15 protein-coding genes and 1 tRNA gene are annotated in these 17,269 nt (G+C 36.8%); 15 read left to right on the plus strand and 1 reads right to left on the minus strand.

Annotated elements, in window-relative coordinates:
* Positions 1-40 precede the first annotated feature (40 nt).
* From mraZ to R1X58_RS09520, 15 genes are all read left to right on the plus strand, one after another.
* Positions 41-511: a division/cell wall cluster transcriptional repressor MraZ gene (mraZ, locus tag R1X58_RS09450; RefSeq protein WP_240574669.1), complete on the plus strand. Its 471-nt coding sequence runs from the start codon at positions 41-43 to the stop codon at positions 509-511.
* Positions 498-1,394, plus strand: a complete 897-nt coding sequence (gene rsmH / locus R1X58_RS09455) for a 16S rRNA (cytosine(1402)-N(4))-methyltransferase RsmH (protein WP_240574670.1) — start codon at positions 498-500, stop codon at positions 1,392-1,394. The genes mraZ and rsmH overlap by 14 nt, the downstream gene beginning before the upstream one ends.
* Entirely contained in the window at positions 1,394-1,711 is a 318-nt protein-coding gene (locus R1X58_RS09460; RefSeq protein WP_240574671.1) for an FtsL-like putative cell division protein, read from the plus strand. The genes rsmH and R1X58_RS09460 overlap by 1 nt, the downstream gene beginning before the upstream one ends.
* Positions 1,712-1,772: 61 nt before the next feature.
* On the plus strand, positions 1,773-3,725 hold the full coding sequence (locus R1X58_RS09465) for a penicillin-binding protein (protein WP_240574939.1): 1,953 nt from the start codon (positions 1,773-1,775) through the stop codon (positions 3,723-3,725).
* Complete coding sequence (locus R1X58_RS09470) at positions 3,722-5,185, plus strand: UDP-N-acetylmuramoyl-L-alanyl-D-glutamate--2,6-diaminopimelate ligase (RefSeq protein ID WP_240574672.1); 1,464 nt, start codon at positions 3,722-3,724, stop codon at positions 5,183-5,185. Before R1X58_RS09465 ends, R1X58_RS09470 begins: the two co-directional genes overlap by 4 nt.
* Before the next feature lie 11 nt (positions 5,186-5,196).
* Positions 5,197-6,438, plus strand: a complete 1,242-nt coding sequence (gene mraY / locus R1X58_RS09475) for a phospho-N-acetylmuramoyl-pentapeptide-transferase (protein WP_240574673.1) — start codon at positions 5,197-5,199, stop codon at positions 6,436-6,438.
* 47 nt (positions 6,439-6,485) lie between these two features.
* Positions 6,486-7,823 carry a UDP-N-acetylmuramoyl-L-alanine--D-glutamate ligase gene (gene murD / locus R1X58_RS09480; protein WP_240574674.1) on the plus strand — a complete coding sequence of 446 codons (1,338 nt, stop codon included), beginning with the start codon at positions 6,486-6,488 and terminating at the stop codon, positions 7,821-7,823.
* 29 nt (positions 7,824-7,852) lie between these two features.
* Complete coding sequence (locus R1X58_RS09485) at positions 7,853-9,055, plus strand: FtsW/RodA/SpoVE family cell cycle protein (RefSeq protein WP_240574675.1); 1,203 nt, start codon at positions 7,853-7,855, stop codon at positions 9,053-9,055.
* 13 nt (positions 9,056-9,068) lie between these two features.
* Positions 9,069-10,178, plus strand: a complete 1,110-nt coding sequence (gene murG, locus R1X58_RS09490) for an undecaprenyldiphospho-muramoylpentapeptide beta-N-acetylglucosaminyltransferase (RefSeq protein WP_240574676.1) — start codon at positions 9,069-9,071, stop codon at positions 10,176-10,178.
* On the plus strand, positions 10,179-11,531 hold the full coding sequence (gene murC, locus R1X58_RS09495; RefSeq protein WP_240574677.1) for a UDP-N-acetylmuramate--L-alanine ligase: 1,353 nt from the start codon (positions 10,179-10,181) through the stop codon (positions 11,529-11,531).
* A 16-nt stretch (positions 11,532-11,547) separates the two neighbouring features.
* On the plus strand, positions 11,548-12,240 hold the full coding sequence (locus tag R1X58_RS09500; protein ID WP_306468592.1) for a cell division protein FtsQ/DivIB: 693 nt from the start codon (positions 11,548-11,550) through the stop codon (positions 12,238-12,240).
* Between the two features lie 3 nt (positions 12,241-12,243).
* Positions 12,244-13,590 (plus strand): cell division protein FtsA, encoded by a 1,347-nt coding sequence (gene ftsA / locus R1X58_RS09505; RefSeq protein WP_240574679.1) that lies wholly within the window; start codon positions 12,244-12,246, stop codon positions 13,588-13,590.
* Between the two features lie 139 nt (positions 13,591-13,729).
* Complete coding sequence (gene ftsZ, locus R1X58_RS09510) at positions 13,730-15,688, plus strand: cell division protein FtsZ (protein WP_240574680.1); 1,959 nt, start codon at positions 13,730-13,732, stop codon at positions 15,686-15,688.
* A gap of 134 nt (positions 15,689-15,822) precedes the next feature.
* Positions 15,823-16,272 carry a GatB/YqeY domain-containing protein gene (locus tag R1X58_RS09515; RefSeq protein ID WP_240574681.1) on the plus strand — a complete coding sequence of 150 codons (450 nt, stop codon included), beginning with the start codon at positions 15,823-15,825 and terminating at the stop codon, positions 16,270-16,272.
* A 27-nt stretch (positions 16,273-16,299) separates the two neighbouring features.
* A tRNA-Arg gene (locus R1X58_RS09520) sits at positions 16,300-16,373 on the plus strand.
* A gap of 162 nt (positions 16,374-16,535) precedes the next feature.
* Here the strand turns inward: R1X58_RS09520 and deoD are convergent.
* Entirely contained in the window at positions 16,536-17,234 is a 699-nt protein-coding gene (deoD, locus tag R1X58_RS09525; RefSeq protein ID WP_240574682.1) for a purine-nucleoside phosphorylase, read from the minus strand.
* Between the last annotated feature and the right edge of the window lie 35 nt (positions 17,235-17,269).

The raw sequence follows: 17,269 nt of genomic DNA on the forward strand, positions 1-17,269 counted from the left end.
ATATTTGAAACACAAACCGTTAACGTATTTGTAAATCACAGTGGACTTACTAACAGGAACATACGATTGTAAAGTAGATGCCAAAGGTAGATTAATGATGCCTGCGCCGTTGAAAAAGCAGTTGTCTTCTATTTTAGAAGAAGGTTTTGTGTTGCGTCGTTCAGTATTTCAAAAGTGTTTAGAATTGTATCCCATGGCAGAGTGGCAAAGGCTGATGCTTAAGATGAATAAGCTAAACAGGTTTAAAAAGAAGAATAACGATTTTATTCGTCGCTTTACAGCTGGTGTTAAAATTGTTGAGATTGATGCTAACGGTCGTTTGTTAATTCCAAAAGATTTAACGGTGTTTGCAAATATTTCAAAGGAGATTGTTGTTGCTTCGGCGATAAACATTGTTGAAATATGGGATAAAGATTTATATGAACAAGCCATTGATGATGCAGCTGATGATTTCGCAGATTTAGCTGAAGAGGTAATGGGACAAGATGATGAAGATTATGGAATATCATAACCCGGTATTGTTAAAAGAAACGGTGGATGGATTGAATATTAATCCGGATGGCATTTATGTAGATGTGACTTTTGGTGGTGGCGGACATAGTAGAGAAATATTAAGTAGACTGAGTGAGAAAGGAAAATTGTTTGCTTTCGATCAGGATTTAGACGCTCTTGAAAATAAAATTGATGATCCGAGATTTACGCTAATCAATGAAAATTTTAGACACATAAAACGTTTTTTAAGATTTTATGGCGTAAAAAAAGTGGATGGAATTTTGGCAGATTTTGGTGTGTCGTCGCATCAGTTTGATGTTGCGGAACGAGGATTTTCAACCCGTTTTGATGCTGAATTAGATATGCGAATGAATCAGAATAGTGCATTATCGGCATATCATGTGGTAAACGAATATGATGAGGAGCAGTTGAGAGCGGTGTTGGCTCAGTATGGTGAGTTGCGTTCAGCGTCGGCAATGGCGAGACTAATTGTTGAAAAACGAGAAGAAGCTCCAATTGTTACCAGTGATCAGTTAAAAGCTGTACTGAAAAAGTTTTTGTCGCCAAAGCATGAAAATAAAATTTTAGCACAAATCTATCAGGCGATTCGTATAGAAGTGAATCAGGAAATAGAGGTTATTAAAGAATTGTTGCTTCAGTCTCCTGAGTTGTTAAATGAAAAAGGGCGCTTGAGTTTAATTTCATACCACTCGTTAGAAGATCGTTTAGTAAAGCGTTTTATAAGAAACGGAATGTTTGAAGGAGAACCGGAGCGCGATATGTTTGGGAATTTTGAAGTGCCTTTTAAAAAAGTAGGCGGTTTAATAGTTCCAACAAAAGAAGAGATAAAAATAAATAGCAGAGCCAGAAGCGCGAAATTAAGAATAGCAGAAAAGGTATAATGAAGCAGAATATCTATCGCATATTAAAAGGAACATTTTTAGTTAGTGATGATGCTTTTAAAAACTGGAGGTTCATCATTTTTGTTTCGGTTTTGGCTATAGTAATGATTGCGAGCTCGCATAGTGCAGATAAAAAAGTGTACGAAATTGCACGATTGAAAAATGAAGTCAACGAAATGCGTTCAGCATTTATAGATGGTCGGTCTCGGTTGATGAAGTTAAAAATGGAATCGGCAGTAATTAATGTAATGAAAGATAAGGGAATTGCGCCATCGGTAATTCCGCCAAAAAAAATAAAAATTAAATCACAAAACTAACCAACACTTGGCAGTAAACGACAAAAACATATTAAACCGCTTGTATTTTATATCAGGATGTATGTTCGTCTTTGGTGTTGCCGTGTTGTTTAAGTTGTTCAGTATACAGTTTTTACAAGGTGAAAAATATCGTGCATTAGCCGATACACGCGTGGTTAAGAATGTGAAAATTCCGGCGAACCGTGGTAATGTGTACTCGGTTAAAGGGAATTTATTGGCAACGTCGGTACCTAAGTACGATGTACGCATCGATTTGCTAACGCCTTCAAGTGCAACTTTCGAAGAATATCTTATTCCGCTTAGCGATTCTCTGGCTAAGTACTCGGGAAAATCCTCAAGTTATTATCAAAAAGCATTACGTAAAGAGCGTGCTAACAGAAATCGTTATTTTTTACTGGCAAGAAATGTTGGGTATGGCGATTATATTCGATTAAGAAATTTTCCGCTGTTACGATTAGGAGCATTCAAAGGAGGTTTAATTGTAGAGCAAACCACCAAACGCGAACATCCTATGGGGGCCATTGCTCAACGTTCTATAGGATATGAAAGATTTGATGAAGATGGAAATGTAACTCGCGCCGGTATTGATGGCGCTTTTGGCGTTAAATACCTGAGAGGAACAGATGGACAGCGCAGAAAGCAAAAAATAGGAAAAGGCCAGTGGAAACCATTAAGCGACGCTAACGAAATTGAACCTAAAGACGGTTATGATGTTTATACAACTATTGATGTTAATATTCAGGATATCGCGCATCATGCGTTGTTAAAACAGCTTGAAGAATACGAGGCTGAGCATGGGTGTGTTGTGGTTATGGAAGCTAAAACTGGCGAAATTCGTGCGATTTCTAATTTAGGTAGAAATGAAAACGGAAAATATTACGAGCGCTTAAACTATGCCGTTGGTGAAGCACACGAACCAGGTTCTACCTTTAAAGTGATGGCTTTAATGGCGGCTTTAGAAGATAAAGTTGTTGATACCTCTACAATAATAAATACTGGAGTTGGGTATAAGCAGTTTTATGGAAAAGGAATAAAGGATACACACGGTCATGGTAAAATTTCTGCGGCAAGAACGTTAGAGGTGTCGTCTAACATTGGTTTGGCAACGATTATTGATCAAGGGTATTCAAAACAACCTCAAAAATTTGTGAATCATTTACAGGATTGGGGCTTAGATAAAACTTTAGGGTTGCCAATTCTTGGAGAAGGGGAGCCTGTAATTCCGAAGCCGGGAGATAAAATATGGAGTAGAAATGCGCTTCCGTCTATGGCTTATGGGTATAACTTAAAATTAACGCCGTTGCAAACTTTAACCTTTTATAATGCTATTGCTAATAATGGGGTTATGGTGAAGCCTAAGTTTATTCGTGAAGTAAAAGAATTAGATCAGGTCGTAGAATCGTTTGCAGAGGTTGAAGAAGGTGATAAAATATGTTCAGAGAAAACACTGAAAGAAATTCAGGATATTTTGAAGCATATTGTCGAGCGTGGCACGGGGCGTTCCTTATATTCGCCGTATTTTTCGATGGCAGGTAAAACGGGTACAGCACAAACAGAATATTGGATGAAAGACTGGAAGCAAAACAGACGATACATTTCATCGTTTGCCGGGTATTTCCCTGCCGATAATCCAAAATACTCTTGCATTGTGGTTATTCATAAACCAAGTGTAAAGAAAGGGTATTATGGTGCCGATGTAACTGGGCCTGTATTTCAAAGAATTGCTCAAAAAATTCATACCGATACACCAATTATTGATGAAGTGGAAACTTTAGAGGTGAAGCGTGCTTCGGTAGAAAAAGAGTTTAATGGTTTCTATGAAACGGCTCAGACTTATAAAACTATCATGCCTAATGTTGTTGGGTTGCCAGTTATGGATGCTGTGGCGTTGTTAGAAAATATGCAGGTGCACGTCACTGTGAAATTACAAGGTAACGGCGTGGTAAAAAGCCAGTCGATTGAAAAAAATATCAAATTAAAAGATAATCAAACCATCATATTAACAGCTTCATGATAGCTTTAAAAGATATATTATATAAAGTAACCATAAATGCAGTAGTAGGTAATACGGCTGTGAATGTTGCGGCTATCGATTTTGATTCCCGAAACATCAAGAGCGATGATGTGTTTGTGGCTATTACCGGAAGTGTGGTTGATGGACATAAGTATATTGATGGCGCTATTAAACAAGGAGCGATAGCTGTTGTTTGTGAAATTATGCCTGATAATTTGGTGGAAGGTGTGACTTATGTTGAGGTTGATAATTCACATAAGGCCTTGGCGATTATGTCATCGAATTATTACGATGTGCCATCTGAAAATTTAAAACTTGTTGGGGTTACCGGAACAAACGGAAAAACAACAGTAACGAGTTTGTTATATCAGTTGTTTAAAAAAGCAGGGTATAAAGTGGGCTTGCTGTCAACTGTTAAAATCATGGTGGGTGATAAGGAGTTTAAAGCCACTCATACCACGCCAGATTCATTAACGATTAACAAGTATTTAAAAATGATGAATGATGAAGGTGTTGAGTTCTGTTTTATGGAAGTCAGTTCACACGGTATTCATCAGCACAGAACCACCGGATTACATTTTGAAGGAGGGGTGTTCACCAATTTATCGCACGATCATTTAGATTATCATAACACGTTTGCAGAATATCGAGATGTGAAAAAATCCTTCTTCGATAATCTGCCAAAAGAAGCTTTTGCTTTAGTGAATATTGATGATAAGAATGGTTTGGTGATGTTACAAAACACAAAAGCCAGAAAACAAACCTATGCTTTAAAAAGTTACGCCGATTATAAAGCGCAGATTTTAGAGAATCAATTTGGAGGTTTATTGTTAAAAATCAACGAAGCCGAAGTTTGGACACGTCTAATTGGTAGCTTCAATGCGTATAACGTATTAGCTATTTATGCGACTGCAGAGTTGTTAGGGTTAGAAAAAGTAGAGGTGCTTCGATTAATCAGTGAACTGGAAAGTGTTAGCGGACGCTTTCAGTATATGATTTCCAATGATAAAATCACGGCTATAGTAGATTACGCTCACACACCTGATGCGCTTAAAAACGTATTGGAAACCATTAATAGTATTCGAACCAAAAACGAAGAGTTGATTACTGTTGTTGGATGTGGTGGTGATCGTGATAAAACCAAGCGTCCTAAAATGGGACATATTGCTTCGGCTTTGAGTACCAAAGTGATTTTTACAAGTGATAATCCGAGGAGTGAAAAACCGGAAGCGATATTGGAAGATATTGAAAAAGGTGTAGAGCCTCAAAATTTTAAAAAGACCTTAACGATTGTAGATCGTGCTCAGGCTATTAAGGCGGCTTGCCAGATGGCGCAGGCTAACGATATCATTTTAATTGCGGGTAAAGGCCACGAAACCTACCAAGAAATAAAAGGCGAGCGTTTCGACTTTGACGATTTTAAAATGGTGAACGATTATTTAAAACAATTACAGAAATAAAAGAATAGTAGATGCTGTATTATTTATTTGAATATTTAGAACAACAATTCCAATTTCCGGGAGCTTCACTTTTTGGGTTCATCACCTTTAGAGCGGCTTTGGCTATGATTCTGTCATTGTTAATATCTACTATTTACGGTAAACGAATTATACGTTTTTTACAAAAAAAGCAAATGGGTGAAACCATTAGAGATTTAGGTCTTGAAGGACAAAGTGAAAAAGCTGGTACGCCAACTATGGGGGGTATCATCATCATTTTGGCAACTTTAATTCCTGTATTGCTATTGGCTAAACTTGAAAATATATACATTATATTGTTGATAATAACAACGGTTTGGATGGGGGTTATTGGTTTTATTGACGATTACCTAAAGAAATTTAAACAAGATAAGGAAGGTTTAAAAGGACGTTTTAAAGTTCTTGGGCAAATCGGACTAGGGGTTATTGTTGGAGCAACCTTGTATTTTCATAACGATGTAACCATAAAAGAAAAAGTGTCGGTTGAACAGCAGCAGGAAATAATTGCTCAGGATGGGAATGTATCTCCGGCAAAGTTGTTTAATGGTGAAGAAAAATCTACAAAAACAACTATTCCGTTTGTAAAAGGAAATGAGTTTGATTACGCTGATTTAATCACGTGGATTAGTCCTGATTTAAAAAAATACGCTTGGCTAGTATTCATTTTGGCCACCATTTTTATTATCACAGCGGTTTCAAATGGTGCAAACCTAACTGATGGTATTGATGGGCTGGCAGCGGGAACATCAGCGATTATTGTGTTAACTCTAGGGATATTCGCTTTTGTTTCTGGGCATATTGTATTCTCAGAATATTTAAACATCATGTACATTCCTCGTATTGAGGAAATGACTATTTATATCACTGCATTTGTTGGAGCCTTAATCGGGTTTTTATGGTACAATACTTATCCGGCGCAGGTGTTTATGGGAGATACGGGAAGTTTAACTATTGGAGGAATTATTGCTGTAATTGCTATTGCGGTTCGTAAAGAGTGGTTAATTCCGGTGTTGTGTGGGATTTTCTTAGCAGAGAATTTATCGGTGGTGATGCAGGTGAGTTGGTTTAAGTACACCAAGAAAAAATATGGTGAAGGACGACGCATTTTCAAAATGTCGCCGTTACATCATCATTATCAAAAATCAGGATATCACGAGAGTAAAATAGTAACACGATTCTGGATTGTTGGCATTTTGTTAGCTATTCTATCCATCGTGACCTTAAAAATTAGATAAAAGTTGTCATTCCTGCGGAGGCAGGAATCTTATGAATTGAAAACGGAATGACAAAGAAAAGGTTAGTAGTGTTAGGCGGAGGAGAAAGTGGAGTAGGAACTGCACTTTTAGCGAAAGCAAAGGGATACGAGGTTTTTGTATCAGATAAAGGAAAAATAAAAGATAAATATAGACAGGTTCTTATAAATAATGAGATTGAATGGGAAGACGAAACGCATTCGGAATCTAAAATTTTAAATGCCGATATCGTAATGAAAAGCCCTGGTATTCCGGATAAAGCGTCTTTGGTAAAACAAATTCGTGAAAAAGGAATTCAGGTTGTTTCAGAAATTGAGTTCGCATCAAAGTTTACCAAAGCAACCATTGTTGGAATTACCGGAAGCAATGGTAAGACCACAACATCAACGTTAACGCATTATATTTTAAAGCAGGAGTTGAATGTAGGGTTAGGCGGAAATATTGGTGATAGTTTTGCGAAACAGGTTTTAGAGCACGATTACCCGAATTACGTTTTAGAAATCAGCAGTTTTCAGTTGGACGATATTGAAACATTTAAACCGAAAATTGCCGTATTGCTTAATGTAACTCCTGATCATTTAGATCGATATGATTACAAGTTTGAAAATTATATCGCATCGAAATTCAGGATTGCAGAAAATCAAACCAAAGAAGATTATTTAATTTATGATGCCGACGATGAAGTCATCACAAATTGGTTAAAGGAACATCCGGTTCAATCGACATTATTACCGTTTTCAATAACAAAAAAAGTAGAGAAGGGCGCATATTTAGAAGAGGAAAAGATGATTATAGCAATTGATAACAACCAGATACATATGTCAACAAACAATCTTGCATTAGAAGGAAAGCATAATATTAAAAATGCTATGGCGGCCTCAACCGTAGCGCATTTGCTTAAAATTAGAAAGCAGACTATCCGCGAAAGCTTAGAGAGTTTTCAAGGTGTTGAGCATCGTTTAGAACAGGTACTTAAAATAAACAAAGTGCAGTACATAAACGATTCTAAAGCGACAAATGTAAATGCAACTTACTATGCGTTAGAAAGTATGGATGCGCCAACAATCTGGATTGTTGGCGGGGTTGATAAGGGTAATAATTATGAGGAGTTATTCGCTTTTGTAAACGAAAAAGTAAAAGCTATTATCTGTCTAGGTGTCGATAATGATAAACTTATCGATACGTTTGGAGGCATGGTCGATACTGTGGTTGAAACTCAAAGTATGAGTGATGCTGTGAAAATGGCGTATAAGTTATCTGAATCTGGAGATAACGTATTACTGTCTCCGGCATGTGCAAGTTTCGATTTGTTTGAAAATTACGAAGATCGCGGGCGTCAGTTTAAAGAAGCAGTTAGAAATTTATAAAGATTAAGAAATAATAATAGGTAAAAATAGTGCAGGCATTATTTAAAAACATAAAAGGCGATAGATTAATCTGGGCGATAGTAGCTTTAATGGCTATTTTGTCGTTTTTGCCTGTGTATAGTGCGGCTAGTAATTTGGCGTATAAAGGAGAGAGCAGCAATACGTTCGGCTTTTTTATCAAGCATTTCATGCACTTGTTTTTAGGTTTTGCCATTATGTACGGCGTACATAAAATTCCGTATCGATATTTCAGAGGCTTGTCGCTTATCATGATTCCGGTTGTATTGGTGTTGCTGGGAATCACGATGTTACAAGGAACCACTATCGATGGCGCCAATGCGAGTCGTTGGATTCAAATTCCTATTGTTGGCATGTCATTTCAAACATCAACATTCGCAGCGGTTGTGCTTTTGGTTTATGTAGCGCGATATATGTCGAAAATGAAAGATGAGGTTATCACATTTAAAGAGTCAATTTTACCACTTTGGATGCCGGTATTTTTAGTATTAGCATTAATTTTGCCAGCCAATTTATCAACAGCGGCTATTATATTTTTAATGGTTTTAATGTTGGTGTTTTTAGGAGGCTATCCAATACGTTATTTAGCAGTTATTATAGGCTCTGGAATTTTAGCCTTAGCCATGTTTGTTTTGGTGGCAAAAGCCTTCCCGGGCGTTATGCCAAACCGTGTAGATACTTGGATGAGTCGTATTGAGAATTTCTCGAATAATGAAGATACCGAAGCCGACTATCAAATTGAAAAAGCAAAAATAGCGATTGCTTCTGGTGGCATTCAGGGTGTCGGACCAGGTAAAAGTATTCAAAAGAACTTTTTACCCCAGTCGTCATCCGATTTCATTTTTGCCATCATAGTTGAAGAATATGGCTCTATTGGAGGGGTATTCATCATGGTCATGTATATGTGGTTACTGTTCAGAATTGTAATAGTAGCTCAAAAAGCCGATACAGTTTTTGGTAAGTTGCTGGCACTTGGTGTTGGTCTGCCAATCGTATTTCAGGCATTAATAAATATGGCAGTAGCGGTTGAATTGTTTCCTGTTACAGGACAAACCTTGCCATTAATTAGTAGTGGAGGAACATCTATTTGGATGACCTGTTTGGCTATTGGAATAGTATTAAGTGTAAGCGCTCAGCGTGAAGAAATAAAAGAACAAGAGGAAGTGCTAACGGAAGAAGAAAATCCGTTGGAAATTTTATCTGAAACGATATAAATAGGATTAATTAGTGGCGACAAAAAAAACATATAAAATTGTATTGTCTGGCGGAGGAACAGGAGGGCATATTTATCCTGCAATTGCTATTGCGAATGAATTGAAGCATCGTTTTGAGGATGCCGAATTTTTATTCGTAGGAGCAAAAGATAGAATGGAAATGGAAAAAATACCACAGGCCGGTTATAAAATTGAAGGTTTATGGATTTCCGGAATTCAACGTCAGTTAACGATGAAGAATTTAATGTTTCCGTTTAAGTTAATGAGTAGCTTGTATAACGCTCGAAAAATTGTAAAATCGTTTAAACCCGATGTGGCTATAGGAACTGGAGGTTTTGCAAGCGGACCGTTGTTGTACATGGCATCGCAAAATGGTATTCCGAGTTTAATACAGGAACAAAATTCGTTTCCCGGAATAACAAATAAATTGTTAGCAAAGCATGTTCAAAAAATATGTGTCGCTTACGATGGTTTAGAACGCTTTTTTCCGGCCGATAAAATTGTAAAAACAGGAAATCCTGTTCGAAAAAGCTTGTTAGATATCAATTCTAAAACCGAAGAAGCAAAAAAGTTGTTCAACTTAAAAGAAGGTAAGTTAACCTTACTGGTTTTAGGTGGAAGTTTAGGGGCAAGACGTATTAATGAATTGATTGAAAAGGAACTTGATTTCTTCGATACACAAAACGTTCAAGTTATTTGGCAGTGTGGTAAGTTGTATTATCAACAATATAAAATTTACAACAACACAGTAAATGTACAGGTACATGAGTTCTTGAATAATATGGATTTTGCTTATGCTGCAGCCGATATTGTTATATCACGTGCAGGAGCGAGTTCTGTTTCAGAGCTGTGTATTGTTGGTAAGCCGGTTATTTTTATTCCGTCTCCAAACGTGGCAGAAGATCATCAGACAAAAAATGCCATGGCTATTGTAGATCATAATGCAGCCATAATTATTAAAGAAGATGAACTGGAAGTAGATTTTAAGAATAAATTTTCGCAGTTGGTAGCTTCGCCACAAAGGCAAAAAGAGTTAGGAGAAAATATTAAAAGCATAGCATTAGTAAATGCTACAAATGATATAGTAGATGAAGTTGAAAAACTTCTTAAGGTAAAAAGTTAAATGAATTTAAACAGCATACATAATGTTTATTTTGTAGGTATCGGGGGTATCGGTATGAGTGCCTTGGCACGCTATTTTGTAGCCAATGGAAAAGCGGTTGCCGGCTACGATAAAACCCCTACCGATATTACATCGAGTCTAGAAGACTTGGGTGTGGCTGTTCATTTTGAAGATGCCATTGCGAATATTCCATCGGCTTTTAAAAATACTGAAACGACGTTAGTGGTCTTTACACCGGCAATTCCTAAACATCACACCGAGTTGAACTATTTTAAATCTGAAGGTTTTCAGGTGTTAAAACGTTCTCAGATACTTGGGTTAATTACAGAGAATACCTTTTGTTTAGCTGTGGCAGGAACACACGGAAAAACCACAACAACCAGTATTCTTGGTCATTTAATGAATGTTTGCGAGGTGCCTGTTACGGCCTTTTTAGGTGGAATAAGTGAGAACTACAATTCAAACTTAATTTTAAATGGTACTGAGGTATCAGTTGTAGAGGCTGACGAGTTTGATCGTTCATTTTTAACCTTGTCACCAGATTTAGCCTGTATCACCTCTATGGATGCCGATCATTTGGATATTTATGGCGATGCATCAGAATTGAAAAAGTCTTTTGAAGATTTTTCGAAACGCATAAAACCGAATGGAAAGTTGTTTGTTAAAAACGGATTGCCTATTTCTGGAATTACTTACGGCATTGAAGATAACGCTGATTACAGTGTAAAAAATATAAAAATAGTAAACGGTACTTATGTGTTTGATGTGAAAACACCAGCCACAGTACTTGAAAATTTAGAATTTAACCTGCCCGGGAGACATAATTTGTCGAATGCATTAATAGCCTTGGCGATGGCTGTAGAGTATGGTTGCCCTAACCAGCAGCTCGCCAAAGCTTTAGCATCCTACAAAGGTGTAAAACGTCGATTTACTTATCAGATCAAAACAGACGATTTGGTTTTTATAGACGATTATGCACATCATCCGGAAGAAATTAATGCGGTTCATCAGGCCGTAAGGGAGATGTATCCTGATAAAAAAGTGTTGGCTGTTTTTCAACCGCATTTATTTAGTAGAACACGTGATTTTGCAGATGAATTTGCTGTAAGTTTAGCACAGTTTGATGAGTTGTTATTGTTAGATATTTATCCGGCAAGAGAGTTGCCAATTGAAAATGTAACATCTCAGTGGTTATTAGATAAAGTCGATAATAACAATAAGAAATTAGTAGATAAAGAAGACCTATTAGCAGAGATTCATAAAAGTGAGGCACAAGTTATTCTTACTATTGGAGCAGGCGATATAGGCGAAGAAGTAAAACGAATTAAAAAGGAATTTAGCGTTGCGAATTAACTGGAATTACATAAAAATGGGCGTGTTACTCATATTGGTTGGGTTTCTGTTTGCTTTTGCATCAAATAGAAATGCATCAAGAGTGGTTATGCATCCACACGTTAAATTTGTTGGAGAAGACAATTTATACATTACAGATGAGGCTGTTAGTAAATTGTTAATACAAAATTTTGGTGAAGTTAAAAATGTTGCTAAAGAAACTTTAGATTTGAATGAATTAGAGAATGCCCTAAAATCTAATCCAATGATCAAAAATGCAGAAGTGTATCTCGCTGTAAACGGAACACTTAATGCAGAAGTAGAGCAAAAAACACCTATTGCAAGAGTTAGCACCAATGCGTCTTATTACATAGATAGTGATGGCAAATACATGCCTTTATCTGGTAATTACTCCGCACGAGTGCCACTAGTTACTGGTTTTATTGAAGAAAATAATTTAGCAGAAGTTTATACTGTAGCCAAAAAGATTACAACCGATGATTTCCTTGAAAAGCATGTCATAGAAATTTATCAAAGCAAAGACGAGAAAATATTTTTAAAACTCAGACAATGCAACTTTTTAGTACAGTTAGGCGATACTAAATTTTTAGATAAGAAGATTAATAATCTTAAAGCGTTCTATCAAAAGAATTTAAAAGAGAATACGCTTAAGAATTATAGTAAGGTCAATTTACAGTTTGACAACCAAGTAGTTTGTACCAAAATTTAAGCAATGGAGCATAATTTAGCAGTAGGATTAGACATAGGAACCACAAAAATTGTGGCCATGATTGGCCGTAAAAACGATTACGGTAAAGTCGAAATTTTAGGCATTGGTAGGTCTAAAAGTTTGGGTGTACATCGTGGTGTCGTTAATAATATTACGCAAACCATTCAATCTATTCAGCAGGCAGTTCAAGAGGCTGAAGCCGCTGCCGGTATGAAAATAGAAAATGTTACTGTTGGCATTGCAGGACAACACATTCGAAGCTTACAACACAGCGATTATATCACCCGTGCGAATTCTGAAACAGTTATCGATGATGATGACATCGACCGATTAATCAATCAGGTGCATAAATTAGTGATGCTTCCTGGTGAAGAAATCATTCACGTGTTACCACAAGAATATAAGGTTGATGGTCAGGCTGAAATTAAAGAGCCTATCGGGATGTATGGCGGTCGTTTAGAAGCCAACTTCCACGTGGTAGTTGGTCAGGTATCTTCTATTAGAAACATTGGGCGTTGTGTAAAAAGTTCAGGTTTAAATTTAGAAGGCATAACGTTAGAACCTTTAGCATCGGCTAACGCGGTTTTAAGTCAGGAGGAAAAAGAGGCGGGAGTAGCGCTTATCGACATAGGTGGTGGTACAACCGATTTAGCAATTTTCAGAGATGGCATCATTCGTCATACAGCGGTGATTCCTTTCGGTGGTAATGTGATTACTGAAGACATCAAGGAAGGTTGTTCAATTATTGAAAAACAAGCCGAATTATTAAAAATTAAGTTTGGTTCGGCATGGCCTGGAGAAAATAAAGATAACGAGATTGTTTCAATCCCGGGGTTACGAGGTCGTGAACCAAAGGAAATTACATTAAAGAACCTTTCGAAAATTATTCACGCACGTGTGGTTGAAATTATTGAACAGGTTTACGTAGAAATTAAAAATTACGGACACGAAGAACAAAAAAAGAAACTTATTGCCGGCATTGTTTTAACAGGAGGAGGCGCTCAGTTAAAGCATTTAAAGCAATTGGTTGAATATATTACAGGTATGGATACCAGAATTGGGTATCCTAACGAGCATTTAGCTGGCGATAGTGATGATGAAATTACAAGTCCGTTATATGCGACAGCTGTAGGTTTAGTTTTAGACGGATTAAAACGTCAGGAACGCAGACGTGTAGAACAACAGGAAGAAGTTGTTGAAGAAGAAATTCCTGTTGTTGAAGATGCCGCAGAAATTGCGAAAGTTGAAGAACAAACGGAACAACCAGAACCACAACCTGTAAAGGAACGTCGTTCGTTTTTAGATAAATTAACAGAGCGCGTTAAAGATTTTTTAGATAACGCAGAATAAATCAACTTCTGAATTAGTAGTGCATTTTAGAAGTGAATTAATAAGAACCCGAGAGAAATCTCGACATTTTAAAACTCGATTATCGAGGAAGAAATAGAAGAATAAAGAAAAATTAAATTATACCAGTAAAACAGAATTTATGAGCAGCAAAAAAGAATTCGAAAGCATCGCATTTGATTTACCAAAAAATCAATCAAATGTTATTAAAGTTATTGGTGTTGGCGGTGGCGGTAGCAACGCTATCAATCACATGTTCCAACAAGGTATTAAAGGGGTAGATTTTTACATCTGTAATACCGATGCCCAGGCGCTTCAAAACAGTGGTGTGCCAAATAAAATCCAGTTAGGAGTAAATTTAACCGAAGGATTAGGTGCAGGTGCCAATCCTGAAGTTGGTAAAAATTCTGCCGTTGAAAGTTTTGAAGACATAGCAACGATGTTAGATACCAACACAAAAATGGTGTTCATTACTGCCGGAATGGGTGGAGGTACAGGTACAGGTGCTGCGCCTATTATTGCTAAAATGTCTAAAGACTTGGATATTTTAACAGTGGGTATTGTAACTATGCCATTTCAGTTCGAAGGTAAAATGCGTATCGAACAGGCACAAAAAGGAATTGAAGAATTAAGAGATGTAGTTGATTCGTTAATTGTAATAAACAACAACAAACTTCGTGAAGTTTATGGAAACCTTGGGTTTAAAGCCGGGTTCTCTAAAGCTGACGAAGTGTTATCCACAGCTGCTCGTGGTATAGCCGAGGTTATTACACACCACTACACTCAAAATATCGATTTACGTGATGCTAAAACGGTATTAAGTAATAGTGGAACTGCTATCATGGGGTCGGCAATTGCTGCTGGACAAAACCGTGCTCAAGATGCTATTCGTAAAGCCTTAGACTCTCCTTTATTAAACGATAATAAGATTACCGGAGCAAAAAACGTATTATTATTAATCGTTTCTGGTTCGCATGAAATCACCATTGATGAGATTGGAGAAATCAACGATCACATTCAAAATGAAGCAGGTCACGGTGCAAATATCATTATGGGGGTTGGTGAAGACGATGCTTTAGAAGAATCAATCGCAGTAACTATCATTGCAACGGGTTTTAATGTAGAGCAACAAGACGAGATTTCTAATACCGAAACTAAAAAAGTTATACACTCTTTAGGTAGTGATGATACAGAAACTAAAACGCCTGTAGCTAAAACTAAAGATCCGGTAATAATCGAGCCTATTATAGAGTTAGAAGTAAAGAAAGAACCACCTGTGGTTAGACATACTTTAGATTTTGATGTGGAAGAGGAGGAGCCTGTTTTCGAAAAAAAGCAGGAAACCAACCAAAAGCCTGTAAATGATTTCGATATCATTCCAACGTCACAATTTATTAGAAACATTAATGTGCAATACGAAGAAGTAAAAGCACATATTGAAGAGGACGACGATTTTGTTATCAAACCGGTAACCAGAATGTCGAAACCAGAACCGATTGTTGATGTTGATGAGGAAAAACAAATCACTTTAACCTTCGATTTACCAATTTTAAACGAAGAAAAAGAACAACCAAAACAAACAAAAGAGCCATTACGTTTTGATTTGAATGAAGAAGTGAAGCAAATTCAGGTTAATGATTATGTAGAGCTTATTCCGGTAAACGAAACCAGTGAAAAAGGTGATATTCGTTATGCATTGGAAGATTATGCAGAGCCAGAAACCTCAAAAGCTAAGAAGCAGGTTAATGTTTTAGAAGATTACGATCAAGATGTGGTTTTCGAGAAAAAGGTGATTAAACAGGAAGTTTCTGAAGCCAATCCGGCCGAAGAAATTGATCCTATGAACAGTCCGATTTCAGATATGTTAAAAGAACGTGCTGAAGAACGCAGACGTAAAATGAAAGACTTTAACTATAAGTTTAATAATGCAAAAATAGACGATATAGAAAAAGTTCCGGCTTACAAGCGTCAAGGTGTAAATTTAAACGAAGCCAGACATTCATCGGAAACCAATATGTCAAGAACTAGCGTTGGTCTGGACGATAACGATGATATTCAATTAAGAAGTAATAATTCATTCTTACATGACAATGTAGATTAATTTAGTACACTACCCTTTCTATGTTATGGATCCCGTAAAGTCCCTCTCTCAGCTTTACGGGTTTTTTTTATGCCTCTAAATCGGGTAACGAAACTATTTTTCTTATTATATTCGCAATCAAATAAAATATACCAATGAGTTTACAACAAGATATCATGACGGCGTTAAAGGAAGCCATGAAAGCTAAAGACCAAACAGCTTTAACGGCTTTAAGAGCAGTAAAATCAGCTATTTTATTAGCGCAAACCGAAGCGGGCGCTCAAGAGGGTTTAACCGAAGAGCAAGAGCTTAAAATGCTTCAGAAATTAGTTAAGCAACGTAAAGACAGCGCTACTATTTATTTAGAGCAAGGACGTGAGGATTTAGCAGCTCCTGAGTTAGCAGAAGCTGAAGTTATCAGTCAGTTTTTACCGGAAGCTTTATCGGAAGAAGAAATCGAGAAAATAGTACTGAAAGTTATTGCTGAAACTGGCGCTGAAGGTATGAAAGATATGGGTAAAGTAATGGGGGTTGTATCTCAGGAATTGGCAGGAAAAGCCGATGGAAAAACCATATCGACTATTGTTAGACAAAAATTAGCATAATAATATCGTCTCTTAAAAAGAGATACTGGCTGCGTAGTTCAACTGGATAGAATATCAGATTTCGGCTCTGAGGGTTGGGGGTTCGAATCCCTTCGCGGTCACGAATAAATAAAAACACCCTACGTCAAATCAAGCTTGCTTGAATTTGTAAGTGAGGTGTTTTTATTTTCAAAGCTTAAGGCTTTGGGAAATGTAATCCTTTTAAAAGGATTCACATTATAAAAACGCTATGTAATTTAAAAAAGTTACATAGTGTTTTTGTTTTAACCAATATTCAAAGCTATCTCAATCATTTTATCAAAGGTGCTTTCTCGTTCTTTCGCACTAGTTGTTTCTTTGGAGACTAAAGAGTCTGAAATGGTTAAAATAGTTAAAGCATTGACATTGCTTTTTGAAGCGATACTATAAAGACCAGCGGTTTCCATTTCAACACAAAGAACACCATAGTCTGCCCAGGTTTTATAAAACTCCGGATTGTCATCATAAAACACATCGGCAGTTAATACATTTCCGGCATGGAAAGGAATTTGATTCGCTTTAGCATAATCAACAGCTTTTTCAAATAGATTATAGCTTGCCGTTGGCGCATACGTATAATGACCAAATTTTGAGGCGTTAATGGCTGAGGTGGACGAAGCTGCCATCGCAATAACAATATCTTTTAGCTTTACATGTTTTTGATAAGATCCGGCGGTACCGACGCGAATCAGGTTTTTAACCCCATAAACGTTAATTAGCTCATGATAGTAAATTAAGGCTGAAGGTACTCCCATACCTGAAGCCTGAACAGAAATACGCTTGCCTTTATAATATCCTGTAAAGCCAAACATGCCTCTAACCTTATTATAACAAACCACATTTTCTAAAAAAGTATTGGCAATCCATTGTGCACGTAATGGATCTCCAGGTAATAAAACAGTTTCAGCAATAGCTCCTTTTTCGGCTTCAATATGCACACTCATCCTAAAATTGATATTTAATATTATAGATTTTTAAA

This window comes from Aestuariibaculum lutulentum (assembly GCF_032926325.1).
GTDB classification, from domain to species: domain Bacteria; phylum Bacteroidota; class Bacteroidia; order Flavobacteriales; family Flavobacteriaceae; genus Aestuariibaculum; species Aestuariibaculum lutulentum.

Bases quoted from the DNA above. Each gene is read 5' to 3' on its own strand.
- murD (WP_240574674.1), top strand. From the start codon at position 6,486: ATGACAAAGAAAAGGTTAGTAGTGTTAGGCGGAGGAGAAAGTGGAGTA.
- R1X58_RS09515 (WP_240574681.1), top strand. From the start codon at position 15,823: ATGAGTTTACAACAAGATATCATGACGGCGTTAAAGGAAGCCATGAAA.
- deoD (WP_240574682.1), bottom strand. From the start codon at position 17,234: ATGAGTGTGCATATTGAAGCCGAAAAAGGAGCTATTGCTGAAACTGTT.
- R1X58_RS09470 (WP_240574672.1), top strand. From the start codon at position 3,722: ATGATAGCTTTAAAAGATATATTATATAAAGTAACCATAAATGCAGTA.
- mraY (WP_240574673.1), top strand. From the start codon at position 5,197: ATGCTGTATTATTTATTTGAATATTTAGAACAACAATTCCAATTTCCG.
- R1X58_RS09500 (WP_306468592.1), top strand. From the start codon at position 11,548: ATGGGCGTGTTACTCATATTGGTTGGGTTTCTGTTTGCTTTTGCATCA.
- ftsZ (WP_240574680.1), top strand. From the start codon at position 13,730: ATGAGCAGCAAAAAAGAATTCGAAAGCATCGCATTTGATTTACCAAAA.
- murC (WP_240574677.1), top strand. From the start codon at position 10,179: ATGAATTTAAACAGCATACATAATGTTTATTTTGTAGGTATCGGGGGT.
- ftsA (WP_240574679.1), top strand. From the start codon at position 12,244: ATGGAGCATAATTTAGCAGTAGGATTAGACATAGGAACCACAAAAATT.
- R1X58_RS09460 (WP_240574671.1), top strand. From the start codon at position 1,394: ATGAAGCAGAATATCTATCGCATATTAAAAGGAACATTTTTAGTTAGT.
- R1X58_RS09465 (WP_240574939.1), top strand. From the start codon at position 1,773: ATGTTCGTCTTTGGTGTTGCCGTGTTGTTTAAGTTGTTCAGTATACAG.
- rsmH (WP_240574670.1), top strand. From the start codon at position 498: ATGGAATATCATAACCCGGTATTGTTAAAAGAAACGGTGGATGGATTG.